This window comes from Pelomonas sp. Root1444, from assembly GCF_001426885.1.
Taxonomy (GTDB): domain Bacteria; phylum Pseudomonadota; class Gammaproteobacteria; order Burkholderiales; family Burkholderiaceae_C; genus Pelomonas.
The window spans coordinates 589,953-606,890 of record NZ_LMFP01000028.1 but is presented as its reverse complement, the minus strand read 5'-3'; the positions used below and the strand labels follow the sequence as shown (position 1 = coordinate 606,890).

11 protein-coding genes are annotated in these 16,938 nt (G+C 72.6%); 2 read left to right on the top strand and 9 right to left on the bottom strand.

The window, feature by feature from the left end:
* The first annotated feature begins 32 nt into the window (after window positions 1-32).
* Both rpiA and ASD35_RS20550 read left to right on the top strand, forming a co-directional pair.
* Window positions 33-692 (top strand): ribose-5-phosphate isomerase RpiA, encoded by a 660-nt coding sequence (rpiA, locus tag ASD35_RS20555; RefSeq protein WP_056876808.1) that lies wholly within the window; start codon window positions 33-35, stop codon window positions 690-692.
* Window positions 689-1,276 carry a hypothetical protein gene (locus tag ASD35_RS20550; RefSeq protein WP_056876807.1) on the top strand — a complete coding sequence of 196 codons (588 nt, stop codon included), beginning with the start codon at window positions 689-691 and terminating at the stop codon, window positions 1,274-1,276. Before rpiA ends, ASD35_RS20550 begins: the two co-directional genes overlap by 4 nt.
* 67 nt (window positions 1,277-1,343) lie before the next feature.
* On the opposite strand, the gene ASD35_RS27740 is transcribed toward ASD35_RS20550, so the two are convergent.
* The 9 genes from ASD35_RS27740 to ASD35_RS20505 all read right to left on the bottom strand — a co-directional run bounded on the left by ASD35_RS27740 (window position 1,344) and on the right by ASD35_RS20505 (window position 16,881).
* Window positions 1,344-2,657, bottom strand: coding sequence for a methyl-accepting chemotaxis protein (locus ASD35_RS27740; protein WP_056876806.1), 1,314 nt, complete (start codon window positions 2,655-2,657; stop codon window positions 1,344-1,346).
* A gap of 121 nt (window positions 2,658-2,778) precedes the next feature.
* The gene (mnmC, locus tag ASD35_RS20540; RefSeq protein ID WP_056876805.1) at window positions 2,779-4,644 is read right to left on the bottom strand and encodes an FAD-dependent 5-carboxymethylaminomethyl-2-thiouridine(34) oxidoreductase MnmC; all 1,866 of its coding nucleotides are present in this window, start codon (window positions 4,642-4,644) and stop codon (window positions 2,779-2,781) included.
* Window positions 4,644-5,411 (bottom strand): DUF4010 domain-containing protein, encoded by a 768-nt coding sequence (locus ASD35_RS28195; protein WP_056876804.1) that lies wholly within the window; start codon window positions 5,409-5,411, stop codon window positions 4,644-4,646. Before ASD35_RS28195 ends, mnmC begins: the two co-directional genes overlap by 1 nt.
* Window positions 5,408-5,932 (bottom strand): MgtC/SapB family protein, encoded by a 525-nt coding sequence (locus tag ASD35_RS28190; RefSeq protein ID WP_056876803.1) that lies wholly within the window; start codon window positions 5,930-5,932, stop codon window positions 5,408-5,410. The genes ASD35_RS28195 and ASD35_RS28190 overlap by 4 nt, the downstream gene beginning before the upstream one ends.
* Entirely contained in the window at window positions 5,932-7,302 is a 1,371-nt protein-coding gene (locus ASD35_RS20525; protein WP_056876802.1) for an MBL fold metallo-hydrolase RNA specificity domain-containing protein, read from the bottom strand. The genes ASD35_RS28190 and ASD35_RS20525 overlap by 1 nt, the downstream gene beginning before the upstream one ends.
* A 106-nt stretch (window positions 7,303-7,408) precedes the next feature.
* On the bottom strand, window positions 7,409-9,325 hold the full coding sequence (locus ASD35_RS20520; RefSeq protein ID WP_157275679.1) for a DUF3482 domain-containing protein: 1,917 nt from the start codon (window positions 9,323-9,325) through the stop codon (window positions 7,409-7,411).
* Between the two features lie 4 nt (window positions 9,326-9,329).
* On the bottom strand, window positions 9,330-13,574 hold the full coding sequence (locus tag ASD35_RS20515) for a DEAD/DEAH box helicase (protein ID WP_056876800.1): 4,245 nt from the start codon (window positions 13,572-13,574) through the stop codon (window positions 9,330-9,332).
* Window positions 13,575-13,648: 74 nt separating this feature from the next.
* Window positions 13,649-15,157 (bottom strand): DEAD/DEAH box helicase, encoded by a 1,509-nt coding sequence (locus ASD35_RS20510; protein WP_056876799.1) that lies wholly within the window; start codon window positions 15,155-15,157, stop codon window positions 13,649-13,651.
* Between the two features lie 143 nt (window positions 15,158-15,300).
* Window positions 15,301-16,881, bottom strand: a complete 1,581-nt coding sequence (locus tag ASD35_RS20505) for an ABC transporter substrate-binding protein (protein WP_056876798.1) — start codon at window positions 16,879-16,881, stop codon at window positions 15,301-15,303.
* Between the last annotated feature and the right edge of the window lie 57 nt (window positions 16,882-16,938).

Here is a 16,938-nt window from a genome sequence, read left to right as displayed (position 1 = left end):
GCCTCACCCGGCCATCCCCGAAAATCCCGGCCATGAACCAAGACCAGCTCAAACAACTCGTCGGCCGCGCAGCACTTGACTACGTCAGCCCCGGCCAGGTCCTCGGCGTCGGCACCGGCTCCACGGTGGACTGCTTCATCGACGCGCTGGCCGCCAGCGGCATCGCTGTGGCGGGCGCCGTGTCCAGCTCGGAGCGCTCGACGCAGCGCCTCGCCAGGCACGGCATCCCCGTGCTGGACGCCAGCGAGGTGACCGGCCTGACCGTCTACATCGACGGCGCGGACGAGATCGACGCCAACGGCTTCATGATCAAGGGCGGCGGCGCCGCGCTGACGCGTGAGAAGATCGTCGCCGACCTGGCCGAGCGCTTCGTCTGCATCGCCGACGAATCCAAGCTCGTGCCGGCATTGGGCAAGTTCCCGCTGCCGGTCGAGATCATCCCGATGGCCGCGGCGCAGCTGACGCGCCGCTTCGCCGCACTCGGTGGCTCCGCCACGCTGCGCGCCGGCGTCGTCACCGACAACGGCGGCCACATCCTCGACGTGACCGGCCTCGTCATCACCGACCCGCTGGCCTTCGAGACCGAGGTCAACCAATGGCCCGGCGTCGTCACGGTCGGCGTGTTCGCCCGCCACAAGGCGCAGGTCTGCCTGCTCGGTGGCGCTGGCGGTGTGAAGACACTGACGTTTTGACGCCAGCTCGCCGGCCGCCGCCCCGGCTTGGCTTCGATGCCGCGGCGCACGAGCGCCATCACTGGTGGCGTGCGTCGCTGCTGAAGCTTGCGGTGTGCGGCGGCGTGAGCGCGCTGCTGTGGTGGATCGGCGGCTGGGCCGGGCTGCTCGTCAGCCTGATGCTGTGGGCACGCGTGCTGGCGTCGGAGCTGATGGCGCTGGGCGAAACCGCCTGGCTGGCGCTGCGCTGGCTCGCGTTCCGTCCCGTGCAGGGCCGCTTCTACCAATTCAAGGGGCATCGCATCCGTGTGCTGGAGGACGGTGTCGAACGGCAGCGCTGGCTCGCCCTCGAAGACCTGGCCACGGCGCTCGGCGCGCCCGTTCCGGCCAGCCTGCTGCGCCGCCGCCGGGCCGACGCGTTGCGCGCGGAGCGCGATGGCGTCTATGGCCTGGACGACACCGTGCTGGCGTGGTTGCGCGAGCAGCGCAATGAGCGCGCCGGCCGACTGGCGCTGTGGGTGGAACGCGACGTGTGGTATCCGGCCCGCGGCCGCAAGGCCAGCTACACCGAAGGAGCGCCGACCGGCGCGCCTGCGGACGACTGAGCGAGCGGGCCGAGGCCGCAAAAAGAAAGCCGGGCAATGCCCGGCTTGCAGCTGCGCCTTGTGGCGGTCAGAAGGTTTCCCAATCCCCATCGGCCTCGGCGGCCGGGGCGGGTGCGGGGCGCGGCGTGGGTGCTGGCGCGGGTGTTGGCTTGGCCTGGGCGGCCGGGCGGGGTGCGGGCGGCGTGCTGGCGGGCTTGGCCAGGGACTTGGGAGCGGCCGGCGGCTTGGGCGTCGCCATCGGCTTGAACGTCACGGCAGGGGCCGGGGCCGGGCGGTGCGTTGCACCACCGAGCTTGAACACGCTGATGGCCTCCGCCATGCGCGCCGACTGCTCGCGCAGGCTCTCGGCAGCGGCGGCCGATTCCTCCACCAGTGCGGCGTTCTGCTGCGTCATCTGGTCGAGCTGGACGACCGAGCCGTTGACGACGCCGATGCCTTCGCTCTGCTCGCGGGCGGCGGCGCTGATCTCGCCAATGATGTCGGTCACGCGCTGCACGCTGGCGACGATCTCCGTCATCGTCGCGCCCGCGGCCTGCACCTGCTGGGTGCCGGAGTCCACGCGCTCGACGCTGGCGCTGATCAGGCTCTTGATCTCCTTGGCCGCCTCGGCGCTGCGCTGGGCCAGCAGCCGCACTTCGCCGGCCACCACCGCGAAGCCGCGGCCCTGTTCACCGGCACGCGCGGCTTCCACCGCAGCGTTCAGCGCCAGGATGTTGGTCTGGAAGGCGATGCCGTCGATGGTGCCGATGATCTCGTTGATCTTGCGCGAGCTGTGGCTGATCTGGTCCATCGTCGCGACGACCTGGGACACCGCCTCGCCGCCGCGCTGCGCCACCGCGGCGGCCGAGCTGGCGAGCTGGTTGGCCGTCATCGCTGCGTCGGCCGTCTGCTTGACGGTGCCGGTCAGCTCCGACATCGACGAGGCGGCGTTCTGCAGGTTGCTGGCGGTCTGCTCGGTGCGCTGGCTCAGGTCCAGGTTGCCGGTGGCGATCTCGGCGCTGGCGGTGCCGATGCTGTCGGCGGCGCCGCGCACCTCGCCGATGAGCTTCTGCAGCGAGCGCTGCGTGCCGTCGAGCGCGGTCAGCAAACGGCCGACCTCGTCGCTGCCGCCGTTGGGAATGGGGTGGGTCAGGTCGAAGCGGGCCAGCGCCTCGGCGGCCTCGGTGGCGGCGTGCAGGCTGCCGCCCGAGCCGCCGCCGGCCAGCAGCGCGTACAAGCCCACCAGCCAGGTCAGCACGAGGCTGCCGATCAGCCAGGTCTTGGCGGAGCCGGCGTTGTCGCCGAGGCCGGAAAGCGCCATGCCGGCCCCTAACGTCACCACGCCGAGCACGATGCCCAGTGCCACTTTCAGCCGTTGCGGGCCGCTGCCAGAACCGAACATGTTGTCGTCTCCATCGCAAAAAACGCCGGTCGATCCGGCAACACCGCGCAGTGTGCCGGTGCCGCTCGCACCACGACCGCATGATGAGCGGGGCAAACCGGCAATAGTTGGGCGAACCTCTTCAGGCCCCGCTCCGGCGTTGCCGGCGCAATGCAAAGCGTAGCGGATCGACGGCATCCAGCAGTTCCGCCTCCAGGGGCCGGGGGCTGCCCACGGCGAGCGCTGCCGCGAGCCGGCCCGCCAGCGCCGCCCAGCCGATGCCGCGCGACGCGAAGGCCGTGCAGACGACCAGGCCCGGCCGGCGCGGCTGCAGGCGCAGCTGCTCGGCACGCGGGCCGGGCGCGGCCAGCCCGCCGATCAGCGGCAGGCGGTCGGCGGCGATGAGGCGCCAGCCGACGCGGCCGGCCAGCGGTGCCTGCGGCGCGGCAGCGAGGCCGGCCAGGCGCGCATAACGCATCAGGTTGCCGGACTGGTCGGCCTCGCGCAGCGCACGGTCCAGGTCGCCGTCCTGCGCGGTCGCGCCGCACCACACGCCGCCGCGGCCGTCAGCGATCGCATAGCCGTCGCCGGCGATCGGGAGGCCGGGGCACCAGGGCGCGTCGGCCAGGTGGCTGAGCTGGCCGCGTTGCACGACGAGGTCGCCGGCCAGCTCGCCCAGCAGCGGCAGCTGGCCGTGGCCGCCGGCCAGCACGACGAGGGCGGCTTCGTCGATGACGCCGCCGGCAGCATCGAGCAACTGCCAGCCGCCGGGCGCCTCGCGCAGCGCGGCCACGGGCGTGGCCATCCGCAGCGTGGCGCCGCTCGCGGCCAGCATGGCGCGCGTGTAGGCCGCCGGGTCCAGGGCGCCGCCACCGGGATAGAACCAGGCCGGATGCCTGAGGTCCGTGTCGGCCATCCGTGAGGCCTCGTCGGCCGACAAGGCCTGCACGTAGCCGGGCACGCCTTGCATCGTGGAAAGCGGCAACCGCGTCTCCAGCCTCAGCAGGCCGCGTTGGTGCGGCAGGCCCAGCTCGGCCAGCAGACCTTGGGTGGCCAGCGCGGCGGCGCGGTTGAAGCGGGCATGCGGGCCATCGTCGGGGTTGACCGTGCCGTGGAAGAGGCCGGCCGGGTTGCCCGAGCTGGCCTGCGCCGGGCCGGGCAGGGCGTCGACGACCGTGCAGGCCAGGCCCTGGCGCGACAGCGCCAGCGCGCAGGCCGCGCCCGCCAGGCCCGCGCCCAGGATGACGGCGCGCTTCGCGGCCGGCGCCAGCGGCTCGCGGGCCGCCGGTCGCTGCGGCTGGTGGCGCGGCGCGAAGCGGGCGACCGTCATCTCCGGCTTGTCGGCAAAACCTGGCGCCAGCTCGACCTCGAAGCCCAGCGACGCCAGCGCCCGGCGCATCGGGCGGTTGATGCTCCAGGTGGCCGCCGTCGTGCCGGGCACCGCGTGGCGGGCGAGGCTCTTCAGCAGCCACTCGTCCCACAGCTCGGGGTTGCGCTGCGGCGCGAAGCCATCGAGATAGATCGCATCGGCCTGCAGCACCAGCTCACGCAGCAATTCGCGCGCGTCACCCAGGCCCAGCAGCAGCTCCACGTGGCCGCCCTCGAAGCTCAGCGTGTGCAGCCCGGGCGTCAACGGTGGCCAGCGCTCGATCAATTGAGCAGCCAGCTCGGGCAAGGCGCTCGCCGCGTGCGCACGGGCCAGGTCGTCGCCGCGCAGGGGGTGCTTCTCGACGCTGACGAAGACGAGCCGCTCGCAGCGTGCCGGGTCTTGCCGCCAGGCGTCCCAGGTGGCGAGGAAGTTGTTGCCCAGGCCGAAGCCCGTCTCCAGCACGACGAAGCGCTCGCGACCCTGCCAGCGGCCCGGCAGCCTGTTGCCGGCCACGAAGACATGGCGGGCCTGCGACAGCGCGCCGGCGCGGGCGTGATAGATGTCGCCGAAGTCGGGCGCGAACGGCGGCGCATCGTCCTGGAACACGACGCGGGCCGGGGTGATCGGAGCGCGCGTCATCAGCGGGCCCCAGCCAGCACGGTCGCCAGGCCCACGCCCACCGCCAGCGGAAGCGCCAGCGCAGGCACCACATAGCGCGCAAAGCCCCAACCCCCGGCGGATACGGCCGTGATGCCGCGCGTGGCGCTGTTGCAGGCAAAGGCCAGCAGCAGACCTTGCAGCACCTGGGCCGCGCTGATGCTGCCCGCCGCCTGCAGGCCAGCCAGCGAGGCGATGGGGGCATGCACGTCGGCCAGGGCGGTCAGGGCCACGGCGCCATAGAGGCCCGAGGTGCCGAAATGCTCGCGCGCCCAGCTGACCGCCACGGCGACAGCGCTGAGCATCAGCGACAGCAGCAGCGCCTCGCGCAACCGCAGCGGGCCGCGCCGGCCGTCCGGGCTGGCGGCGGCCTGCGCCGCGTGTTCGAGCCGGTGCGAACGCCGCGCCAGCAACCAGCCCAGGCCGCCGCACAGCACCATGCCCAGCAGCGACACCGGCAGCACCGTCATGGCGGCCTGGGGCGCCATCGCGAAAAGCATCACCTGCGCCTGCAGCCAGGTGGCGCAGGTGGACATCACGGCGCCGGCCGCGCAAGCCAGCGTCAGCCCCGGCTGGGTGCGCGACCGTGCGCCCATGGCGGCGATGGTGGCGGTGCTGGACACCAGCCCCGACAACAGGCCCGACAGCGCCAGCCCCGCCTGCGGCCCGGCCAGCCGCAGCGCGACATGGCCCACCGCCTGCAGCACCAGCAGCAGCAACATCAGGCCCAGCAGCGAATGCGCCTTCATGCCCGCAGCCAGGGCAGCGGCTCTTGCGGCATCAACGGCAGCACCACCAGCGCCAGTGCGCCGAGCAGCAGGCCGTCGTGCAACTCCTCCTCGCGCAGCACCTGCGTGGCAAAGCGGTGCAGACGCGTGCGCGCGGCGAGCAGCGCCGTCATCACGATGGCGGCGGGCGAGCCGAGCAGCGGGGCCGTCACGCACAGCGCACCGATCAGGTAGGTCACCAGCAGCGCGACCTCGGTCGTCAGCCCGCGGCCCGGGCCGCGGCTGCGCAGGTAGGCCATCGCCGCCAGCGCCGTGATGGCCAGCGCGCCGACCGGGACGAGGCCGGGCACGTCCAGCGCCTGCGCCAGCGCACCGCTCATCGCGGCCAGCGTGAAGGTGCGCAGGCCGGCGGGCTCGCGGTGCGTGCCGCGGCGTTTGTGGCGCTCCCGCTCCAGCCCGATCAGCAAGCCACTGCCGAGCGCTGCGGCCAGCCCGAAGAGCAGCCCGCTGGAGACGCCGAATGCCTGGCCGGGGTCCGCCATCACCAGGCGACGGTCTCGCCATGCTGCGGCACGCGCACCGGCCAGCCGAGCTCGTCCTGGATGCGGCCGCGCAGTGTGTCCGCGGCGGCCGGCTCGCCGTGCACGACATAGACCTGTTCGGGCGCGCGCGGCAGGGCGCGCAGCCACTGCAGCAGACCGTCCGCATCGGCATGGCCGGACAGGCCGTCGAGATGGCTGATCTCGGCATTCACCGGCACCCAGCGGCCGCGGATCTTGATCTCGCGCTCGCCCGCCACCATGCGCGCGCCGCGCGTGCCGCCGGCCTGGAAGCCCGGGAAGGCGATGTGGTGGCGGGCCTGCGGCGCCAGCGTCTCGATGTAGTTCAACACCCGCCCACCAGTGGCCATGCCGCTGGCGGAGATGACCACGGCGGGCCGGGCCCGCGGCGCGGCCAGGCTTGCCGCGAGCTTGAGGCTCTGGGCCTGCTTGGTCACGTAGCGCACGTGGTCGGTCAGGCCGCGTGCCTCGTTGGCGGAGATGCGCAGCAGCCGCGCATGCTTGAGCGTTAGTTCGGTGGCCTGCTCGGCCATCGGGCTGTCCAGCCAGATCTGCACGTCCAGCGGCAGCTCGCCGGCATGGCGCAGGCGTTGCAGCAGCAACAGGAGGGCCTGCGCGCGGCCGACGGCGAAGCTGGGCAGCAGCACCGAGCCGCCGCGCTTGAAGGTGTTGCGCAGGATCTGCCCGAGGCGGGCCTGGGCGTCCTCCGCGGGGTGCAGGCGGTTGCCGTAGGTCGACTCGATGACCACCACGTCGGCCGCCGGCGGCACCTGCGGCGCGGGCATCAGCAGGTCGCCCGCGCGCCCGACGTCGCCCGAGAACAGCAGCGAGCGGCCGCCCTGGCTGACGTGGATGGAGCTGGCGCCCAGCAGGTGGCCGGCCGGTGTGAAGCGGATGTCGGTGGCGCCTAGCTTCAGGCGGCCATCGCGAGGCAGGGTGACGAACTGCTTCAGCGTCGCCTCGGCCTCGCGCACGCTGTACAGCGGCAGTGCCTTGTCGTGGCGGCTGGAGCCGTCGCGGTTGGCGCGGCGGGCGTCTTCCTCCTGCAGGTGGGCGCTGTCGCGCAGCAGCACGTCGCACAGGTCGCGCGTGGCGCTGGTGGCGTAGATGGGGCCGTGAAAGCCCTGGCGGCGCAGCGCGGGCAGGTAGCCGCAATGGTCCAGGTGGGCGTGCGACAGCAGCACCGCGTCCAGCTGCGTGGCCGGCGCGCCCAGCGGGCCCCAGTTGCGCTCGCGCAGCGCCTTGTAGCCCTGGAACAGGCCGGCATCCAGAAGCAGGCGTTGCTCGCCCAGCGTCAGCAGGTGGCGCGAGCCGGTGACGGTGTCGGCGGCGCCGAGGAAGGTCAGTTTCATGGGGCGCCCCAGGTTGGCATGGAGGCCGATTCGAGCACTTCGACCGGCCCGCGCGCTTGCGCCAGCGCAAGCCGCATGGCGCGGGCGCCGTGGCGATGCCTGGGCGTCATGTGCTGGCCGCCACGTCGGCGTCCCGCAGCAATGCGTCGCAGGCCTGCGCCAGCCGCTGCCTCAGCCGCAGCTGCACGTCGGCCGCGTCGCCCCGCAAGGCAGCGACCCAGTCAGATGCGCCGAGCGCGGCCTGCACCTGTGCGGACGGCAGCCGCAGCCCGAGCTGCGCCAGCCACACGCCCAGAACCTCGCCGGCCAGCAGCGGCGCGGCGTCCGCCAGCTCGATGTGCAGCGAGGTCGTGCGCCGGCCCTGGCGCCGGTTCAGCCAGTCGGTGAGCCCGCTGCCCGCGACGCCGCCCGCCACGGCGCCGATCAGTGCGCCGGCGCCCAGCGTCAGCCCGCCGGCGGCGAGGTCGGCGCCCAGGCCCGTGGCGGCACCGGCGATGGCGCCACCCAGCACTGAATTGCGCACCACCGGACGGGGGCGCACGACCTGGTGCGGCCAGCGGTCACCGCTGGACGGCGCGCTGCCGGTGGCGGCGTCGTGCCCGTAGAGCTGTTGCAGCTTCCCGGTCAGCACCTGCAGCTGCTGCGCCACCGCCTTTTGCAATTGAGCCTGGGGCTCGGTGTCGGCCGGCAGATGCACCGGCTGCAGGCACAGGGTGGCCAGGGCCTGCGCCATGACCTGCTGGGCCTGGCCTTCGCGCTCGCGCAGCGGCGCCTCCCAGGCCTCGAGCAGGCGCTGCCAGGCCGGCTGCCTGGCGGGCGGCCACAGCGGGCCCAGCGCGCGCAACTGGCGGCGCTGCGCCGGCCAGCCGGGCGTGGCGGCGGGCAGGCTGTCGGCCGCCACGCAGACGTCGAACACGGGCGTGGGGGCAGGGCTTGCGCCCAGCAGGGCCAGCGCGCGGGCGGGCCAGGGGGCGGGTGCGGTCTGCGGGGCGGTGTCGGCCAGCGTCACCAGCAGGCGGTCACCTTCGGGGCTGGACAGCCGTTCACCGGTCTCGCCCAGCAGGCTGCCGGCCAGGCGGCGCTGCGGGTCCACCACCAGCAGGCGCAGGTCGCTGGGGCCGCTGCCCACCGGCAGGGGCAGGGCGCGCGCCAGCCGCCCGCTGCGCAGGCCCGCGCGCAGCACCAGCAGCAGGCGCGGCAGTGCGACCAGCGCCACCGTGGCCGCCAGCAGGTGCAGCCAGTCGGCCGCGAGCGCCTTCGCACCTTGCAGCGCGCCGTGGCGCAGCGGGGCGACGTCGGGCACCGCCAGGCCGGTGAGCCAGGCGGCGGGTGCCAGCAGCACATCGGCCAGGCGTTGCACCCGGGCCGCGTCGAGGTAGGTGCTTTCCCAGCCGATCAGGATCTCCAGGCCGAGCGCGCGCAGGTACAGCCCGGCGATGAGGCCCAGGTTCAGCCCCAGCAGGCCGAGGTGCCACAGGAGCGTGGCGCGCGCCGCCTGCAGCGGGGCACTGAGCCGCAGCCAATGCGCCAGCGCCTGGCCGGCGCGGCCCCGGGTGCCGGGCGTCAGCCGGCGCGTCCACAGCCGCAGCGCGAGGCTCTCCCTGGCTGGATGGCGAGGCCTTCTGAAAGCCAGCGCCAGCAGCACGGCGTAGGCCACCACCTGCAGGGCCAGCACGCCCCACAGCGGCAACGCCAGCAGGTTCAGCTGCTGGCCGCCCAGCCGGTCCATGCCCAGGCCCAGCGCCAGGCCCACCGCCAGCGCGGCCCAGGCCCAGCTGCCCGACCACAGGCGCCGCGCCAGCAGCTCCGACAGGCGGTCGTCGCGCTCGCCCAGGCGCTGCGCGGCGTGGCGCGCGCGTGCCAGGCGGAAGTCCCCCGCGCCCTCGGCCCGCGCCTGCTGCGTGGCCCAGCGGGCGTCGTCCGCCGACCACAGCGCGCCCACGTCATGGCTTTCAGCCCAGTCGAGCAGGGCTACGCGCCGGGCTACGTCCTCGGCCACTGCCAGTTCAGGTTCGGATCCCAACGACTCAGTCCTCCAGCAACGCCGCCAACGCCGCCGCGTCCAGGGGGCTGGCCTGTTCGTGGCCGTCCAGCATGCCCTCCGCCAGGCCGCGCTTGTCGCGGTGCAGTTCGATGATGCGCTCCTCCACCGAGCCGGCCGTGACCAGCCGGTAGACGGTCACCGGCCGCTGTTGGCCCATGCGGTGGGCGCGACCGCTGGCCTGGTCTTCCGCGGCGGGGTTCCACCACGGGTCGACGATCAGCACGTAGTCGGCCGCGGTGAGGTTCAGGCCGAAGCCGCCGGCCTTCAGGCTGATCAGGAAGACGTCACCCCCGTCCGCTCCCCCGCGCTGGAAGGCGGCCACGCGCCTGGTGCGCTCGGCCTGCGGCGTGCTGCCGTCCAGGCGCTGGAAGGCCAGGCCCATCTGCGTGATGCGCTCGGCCAGCAGGTCCAGGTAGTCGGTGAACTGGCTGAACACCAGCGCCTTGTGACCGCCGTCCACCAGCTCACGCACGATGTGCTCGAACTCGGCCATCTTGCTGCCCACCAGGCCCAGCTCGGGCGACACCAGGCGCGGGTCGCAGGCGGCGCGGCGCAGCCGCATCAGCTCGGCCAGCACCTGCATGGGCGCGGCGCGCTCGTTGCCCGCCGCGGCGGCAGCCACGGCGGCCTGGGCGTCGCGGCGCAGGGCTTCGAGGAAGTGGCGCTCCTGCTCGGTGGGCTCCACGCGGTGGACGATCTCGGTGCGCGGGGGCAGGTCTTGCAGCACCTGGGCCTTGGTACGCCGAAGCAGGAAGGGCGCCACCAGACGGCGCAGCCGCGCGCGGGCGGCTGCGTCCTGCTGGCGCTCGATGGGGCCGACAAAGCGCTCGTTGAACTGCTGCGGCGTGCCCAGCAGCCCGGGGTTGATCAGGTTCATGACCGACCACAGGTCGGCCAGCCGGTTCTCGACCGGCGTGCCCGAGAGGGCCAGGCGGAAGTCGGCGTCGAACTCGGCCACCGACTTGGCGCGCTTGGTGGCGGCGTTCTTCAGCGCCTGGGCTTCGTCCAGCACCAGCGTGGCCCAGCGGCGCGTGGCGAAGCGCTCGGCGTCGATCTGCGCCAGCGCGTAGCTGGCCACGATGACGTCGCCCGGGCCGGCCGCCGCCAGCAGCGCGGCGCGGTCCGCGGCTTCGCTGTAGACATGGCATATCAGCGTGGGCGCGAACGTGGCGCATTCGGTCTGCCAGTTGCCGCACACCGAGGTGGGCGTCAGCACCAGCGCCGGGCCGTCGTCGGCGCGGTCGATCAGCACGGCAAGCGTCTGCACGGTCTTGCCCAGGCCCATGTCGTCGGCCAGGCAGGCGCCGAAGCCGGCCGCGGCCAGGCGGCGCATCCAGGCATGGCCCTCGGCCTGGTAGCTGCGCAGCTCGGCCTTCAGCGTGGCGGGCGGCCGGGGCTGCAGCGCGGCCGCGTCGGCGAGCCGGGCCAGGCGCTCGCGCCAGGGCTTGTCGCCGCTGAGCTGCGTGCCGGCCAGGCCGTGCTCCAGCCAGGCGGCGCCGGCCTGGGGCAGCTGCAGTTCACCCTTCTTGACCTGCGCCAGCGCACCCAGGTCGCGCAGCTGCTGGCGCAGTTGCTCGGACAGGGCCAGGTATTGCCCCTCGGCCATGCGCACGAAGCGGCTGCGGCTGTCGCGTGCCAGGGCCAGCAGCTCCTGCAGGCCCAGCACGCGGCCTTCGTCCACCTTGGCTTCGCCGGTCAGCCCCAGCCAGTCGCGGCCGCTGCTGACCTGGATCTGCACCGCCGCGCCTTCCAGCGGCAGCACGCGCAGCGGCTTGCCCTTGGGCCAGTCGAGCGCGGCGATGGCCGGCAGCGCGGGCAGGCGTTCGACGGCGGCCAGCGCCTGCTCGGGGTCGGCCACCTGCCAGGGCTGGTCGGCCGGCAGCTCGGGGTCGAGGAAGGGCAGGGCGTCCAGCACGGCCTGGCGGTGCGCGGCCTCCTGCGCCAGGTCGCGCTCGGTCGTCAGGCTCACGCCTTCGTGCAGGCACATCAGCCGCGCGCGGCCGGCACCCGGCGTGACGGCCGGGCCGAAATGGCCGAAGGGCTGGGCCACCAATTGCAGTTGCAGGCCCTCGCGGTCGGGCGTCAGGCGGGCGTGCAGGCGGCTGTCGCCCGCCACACGTTCACCGGCTTCGGCGTCGCTGTGCAGCTGGAAATGGCCCGTCAGCACCTGCAGTGCACCGGCCAGCTCCTGCGTCGCCGACGCGGGTACGCGCCAGCCCTGCGCGACCAGCTCGGCCACCCGGCGCTGCGTCGGCGTGATGCGGATCAGCCGCGCGCGGCCCGGGCCTTCGCGCAGCACGCGCTGGCCGTTGCGGCGCTCGCGCTCGGCCTCGGCCTGGGCGCCGAAGAGGGCGCCGGCATGGGCCGGTTCGGCGGCGACCAGCGGTGGATGCAGGTGGAACTCGAAGGCTGCGTCGGCCTCGGCGCCCACGCGTCGCACCTCCAGCTCGGGCAGGCCGTCGCTCAGCTCCACCCACTGGCCCGGTGCGTCGGCGAACATCAGGTGCGGGTGGCCCACCAGCGCGACCAGCGCCTGGCTCACGTCCAGCCGCAGGTCGTGCACGCCGGCCCAGGCGTCGCGCTCGATGTGGCGCAGCACCAGGTTGTCGCGGCTGCGCTGCGCGCCCTGCTTCTTCAGCTTGGCCAAGGTCACGGCCTTGAACTTGACGAGGCCGCGCGCGCTGGTGCTCATCTCCAGCGGCTCCAGCGTGTGGACACGGCCGGCGGCGTCGAGCTTCAGCTGCCAGGCCAGCTCGGGCTTGGTGGCAGCGCCGGCCGGCTTGCCGTCGTCGCTGAGGGCGGCTATTGCGGCGAGCGCGTCCTGCCAGGCCTGGCGCGGCTGGCCGAGGTAGTTGGCGACGCGGGTCGGCCCGGCGCCGCCCAGCTCCAGCCGCTGCAAGGCTGCGCGCAGATGGTCGGCCAGCAGTGCTTGATCCGGGCCGAGGTTGGCGAGCAGTTCTTGAGCGAGCGGGGCCGTCCAGCCCGGCGCGGGCTTGCCCAGCCAGGCGGCGAGCAGCAGGCGGTCCGCCGGTGCGGCGTCGCCCGGCGCACGGTGCTGGAAGGCGGCTTCGAGCCAGCTGTCCTCGCCCAGCTTGACGCCGATGCCGTGCGCCCACAGCCCCCAGGCCTCGTAGGCCGTGGGGCTGCGGCTGCCGGACTCGGCGATGGCGTACTTGCGCGCCTGCGCCCAGGCCTTGGGGTCGTCCTGGGCCAGCAGGCTCAGCAGGTAGAGCCGCGCGGTGTGCAGCGACAGTGCGTTGCGGCGGCTGCGGCTGGCGGTGTGGATGGCCTTGATGGCGGCCTCGAAGCCCGCGCTGGCCTCAGCCCAGCGACCGGCGACGAGCGCGCGCGTGGCGGCCAGCAGCGTGACGCCGGGACCCGCCAGGCCGTGCAGATGCTGCTCGGCGCTGTCCAGCTGCAAGGCCAGCATGTCGGCCTCGGCGAGGCGGGCGCGCATCGGGATGCCCAGCGGGCGGGTGCCGGTCTGCAGCCAGGTGCGCAGTTCGGTGCGAATGGCGTGGCCGGCGGGCAGGATGTCCAGCAATTGGCCCAGCAGGCTGTCGCGCAGTTCGGCGTCGATCTGGCCCAGCAGCCCGGGGCACCAGGGGTCGACCAGCGCCTGCACGGCCAGCATCGGGGAACTCAGCTCCTGCAAGCGGGTGCCGAGCAACTCGTGGAACTCCGTCGCCGGCATGCCCGAATAGATCATCAGACGCAGCACCGTGCGCATGTCCTCGGGGCCGCGGAAGTTGACCCAGCCGATCGGGTCCTGCCAGTCGCCGCGGCCGGCACCCAGCAGCCACAGGCGCTGGCGCCAGTAGCGCGCGGCGCCGGGGGCGGCGAGCAGGGTCTGCAGGCGCTCGACATGATCGGCGAGCGCGACGCGCGTGCCCTTGCCCATCAGCGCCTCGGCACGACCCTGCGCCACCAGCGCCTGCAGGCCGTCGCGCACGCTGTAGTGGTCGAACGGCTCGCCGTCGGCGCGCTCGCGGCCCGTCATGGACAGCCATTGCAGTGCGGCGTTGATGCTGGCGGTGCCGCCCAGCAGCAGCATCGTGTCGAGCAGCGTCTGCAGGTCGGCCTCTGGCAACGCGGCGGCAGCGCCGGTCAGCTGAGGCCGCTGGAACTTCTTGATCTCTTCGATCTTGCGCAGCATTTCCTGCGCGGTGACGACGCTGCCATCGGGCAGGTCGAACTTGAGCGAGCTGTCGAACTTGGAACGTGCCATGGCGCGGAATTAGATCAGCCAGGAAAAACGGCCTGCCCCGCGAGGGACAGGCCGTGCAGGCGATGCGTGGGCGATCAGCGCTTGGGCTGGGTCAGCCGCGGGCCGTTGTTGTGGCGCGGCGCGCTGCCATCGCCGCGGCTGGGCTGGCTGGAGGCCGAGCGCGGCGCGTGCTGCGCGTGCGGCTTGGCGGCCGTCTTGGCACCGCCAACGCCGGTGTGGGCACCACCGGGCTTGCCCGCATGACCACTGGGGCGAGCACCGTCGCGCGAACCGCCGCGGCTTTCGCCACCGCGGCCACCGCCGCCGCCGTGACCACCCCGGCCGCCGCGGCCGTTGGCACCGGCCGGCGGGTTGGGGTTGCGGCCCCGGCTGCCGTTCGGGTTCAGCACGGTGCGGCCCAGCACGATGGGCTCGGCGCGCTCGTTGGGATCAGGGGCGAAGCCGGGCACGATCTCCTTGGGGATCTCGCGCTTGATGAGCTTCTCGATGTCGCGCAGGAAGCCGTTCTCGTCCACGCAGACCAGGCTGACCGCCTCGCCCTGGGCGCCGGCACGGCCCGTGCGGCCGATGCGGTGGACGTAGTCCTCCGGCACGTTGGGCAGCTCGAAGTTGACGACGTGGGGCAGCTGGTCGATGTCGATGCCGCGGGCGGCGATGTCGGTCGCCACCAGGCAGGTCAGGTCGCCGCTCTTGAAGTCGGCCAGCGCCTTGGTGCGGGCACCCTGGCTCTTGTTGCCGTGGATGGCCATGGCGCTGATGCCCTGGTCGTTCAGGTAGTCCGTCAGGCGGTTGGCGCCATGCTTCATGCGCGTGAAGATCAGCACCTGGTGCCAGGGCTCGCCACCGTGGCCACCCTTGATCAGGTGGGCCAGCAGTTCCTTCTTGCGCTCGCGACCGACCGGATGCACCTTCTGCGCGATGGCGTCGTTGGTCTGGTTGCGGCGGGCCACCTCGATCAGCGCCGGGGCGTTGAGCAGGCGGTCGGCGAGGTTCTTGATCTCGTCGCTGAAGGTCGCGCTGAACAGCAGCGACTGCTTCTTGGCGGGCAGCAGGGCCAACACCTTCTTGATGTCGTGCACGAAGCCCATGTCCAGCATGCGGTCGGCTTCGTCGAGCACCAGGATCTGCACCTGGCTCAGGTCCAGCGTGCCTTGCTGGGCGTGGTCCAGCAGGCGGCCGGGCGTGGCGACGAGGATGTCGACGCCGTCGCGCAGCTTGTTGATCTGCGGCTGCATGCCGACGCCGCCGAACATGACCATGCTCTTGAGCGGCAGGTACTTGCCGTAGGTCTGTACGCTTTCCTCGACCTGGGCGGCGAGTTCGCGGGTGGGCGTCAGGACCAGGGCGCGGATGGCGATCTTGCCGCGCTTGTTGAGCAGCTTCTCGCCGGTGGCGAGGCGGTGCAGCAGTGGCAGCGTGAAGCCGGCGGTCTTGCCGGTGCCGGTCTGCGCGCCGGCCATGAGGTCACCACCGTTCAAGACGGCGGGAATGGCCTGGGCCTGGATGGGGGTGGGGGTGGTGTAGCCAGCGTCGGCAATGGCCTTGAGCAGCGGCGCTGCCAGGCCGAGGGAATCGAAACTCATTCGGTAAGGGGAGTGAGCACGCCTGGTCGCATCGCCTGCCGCGCCGCGGAGAGCGGCGCCAGTCTTCGGGCAGGGCGGGCAGCGTGCAGGGGCTGAAAAGAGAACGCCGCGCAAGACTGAGAAGCGCGGCGGATGTCGGCATTCTACTTGGCAGAAACCTTCACCCAGTCCACGCTGAGCCAATTGGCCGGGGAATGCGGCACGCTGATGCCGGCTTTCATGGCCCAGGGGATGACTTGCCGGTGCAGCGGGATGAGGTTGACCTGCTCGCGGTAGGCCTGCAGCGCAGCCTTCACGAGGGCCTGGCGCTTGGCCGGATCGGTCTCGATGCTGGACGCGGCGGCCAGCGCGTCGCCCTTGTCGTTGACGATGCCGCTGTAGTTGCCCACACCCACGCCCTGCTCGCCGCGGTTGCGCAGCACGGGCGTCAACATGACCTCGGCGTCCACGGTGCCGCCGCCCCAGCCGGCGAGATACAGGCTGGTGTCGAACTTCTCGACCTTGGGGAAGAAGAGGGTGCGGGTCATCGCGTTGACGCGCACCTTGACCTTGAGCTGGGCCCACATGCTGGCGACGGCGATGCAGAGCTTCTCGTCGTTGATGTAGCGGTTGTTGGGGCAGTCCATCGTCACCTCGAAGCCGTCGGGGTAGCCGGCCTCCACCATGAGCTTCCTCGCAGCGGCAAGGTCGAAGGGCAGGCGGGTTTCCAGCGCGGGGTCGTTGTAGCTGCCGATCGCCGACGGGGTCAGCGCACCGGTGGGCACGGCGTAGCCCGCCATCAGCTTGGTCTTGATGGCCTCGATGTCGATGGCCTGGTAGAGCGCGCGGCGCACGCGCACTTCCTTGAACGGGTTCTTGCCACCCGGTGCCCGTCCGTACAACAGCGAGTCGCGCGTCTGGTCCATGCCGATGAAGACCAGCCGGTTCTCCGTGCCGTCGACGACCTTGAGCCCGGCCGAGCGGCGCAGGCGTTCGATGTCGCGCGAGGGCGGGTCCAGCACCAGGTCGACCTCACCGGTGATCAGCGCGGCCGTGCGCGTCGCGTCGTTGCCGATGGGCACGAAGGTGAACTCCTGCACGTTGCCCTGGTCGGCTGCCGTCCTGCCCCACCAGGCGGGGTTGCGCTTGTAGGTGGTCTTCACGCCGGGCTCACGGCTGACCAGCATGAACGGCCCGGTGCCGTTGGTGTGCAGGTTGGCGTAGTTGTCTTCCTTCTCCTTGAAGTTCAACGGCCGGGTGACCTTGTGCGCCTCGCACCAGCGCTTGTTCATGACCATCAGGTTGATCAGGTGCTCGGCAAAGATGGGGTTGGGCTTGGTGAGCGTGAACTCCACCGTCAGCGGGTCGACGGCCTTGGGCATGCCCACCGCGTTGGCATAGACGCGGAACGGCGAGTTCGCATCGCGCAGCCGCTGCATCGAGAACACCACGTCCTCGGCACTGAACGGGCTGCCGTCGTGGAACTTGACGCCGGCACGCAGCTTCACGCGCCACAGCAGCGGGTTCACCTGCGTCCATTCGGTGGCGAGCGACGGCCCCAGGCTCTGGTCCCGCATGCGCCGCACCAGGTACTCGTAGACCTGGTTGTTCAGCGAGTTGGTCATCAACTCGTTCTGTGAATGCGGGTCCAGCGTCTGCAGGTCGCCCTGGGCGGTCCAGCGCAGGGTCTGGGCCTGGGTCAAACTGGTGGCGAGTACAAGCAGGGCGGCGAAAAGACGGTGCATCTGACGTCCTGAAATGCGGGCTCGGCGACAATAGCAGGCAATGCAGGCCTCTCCCGG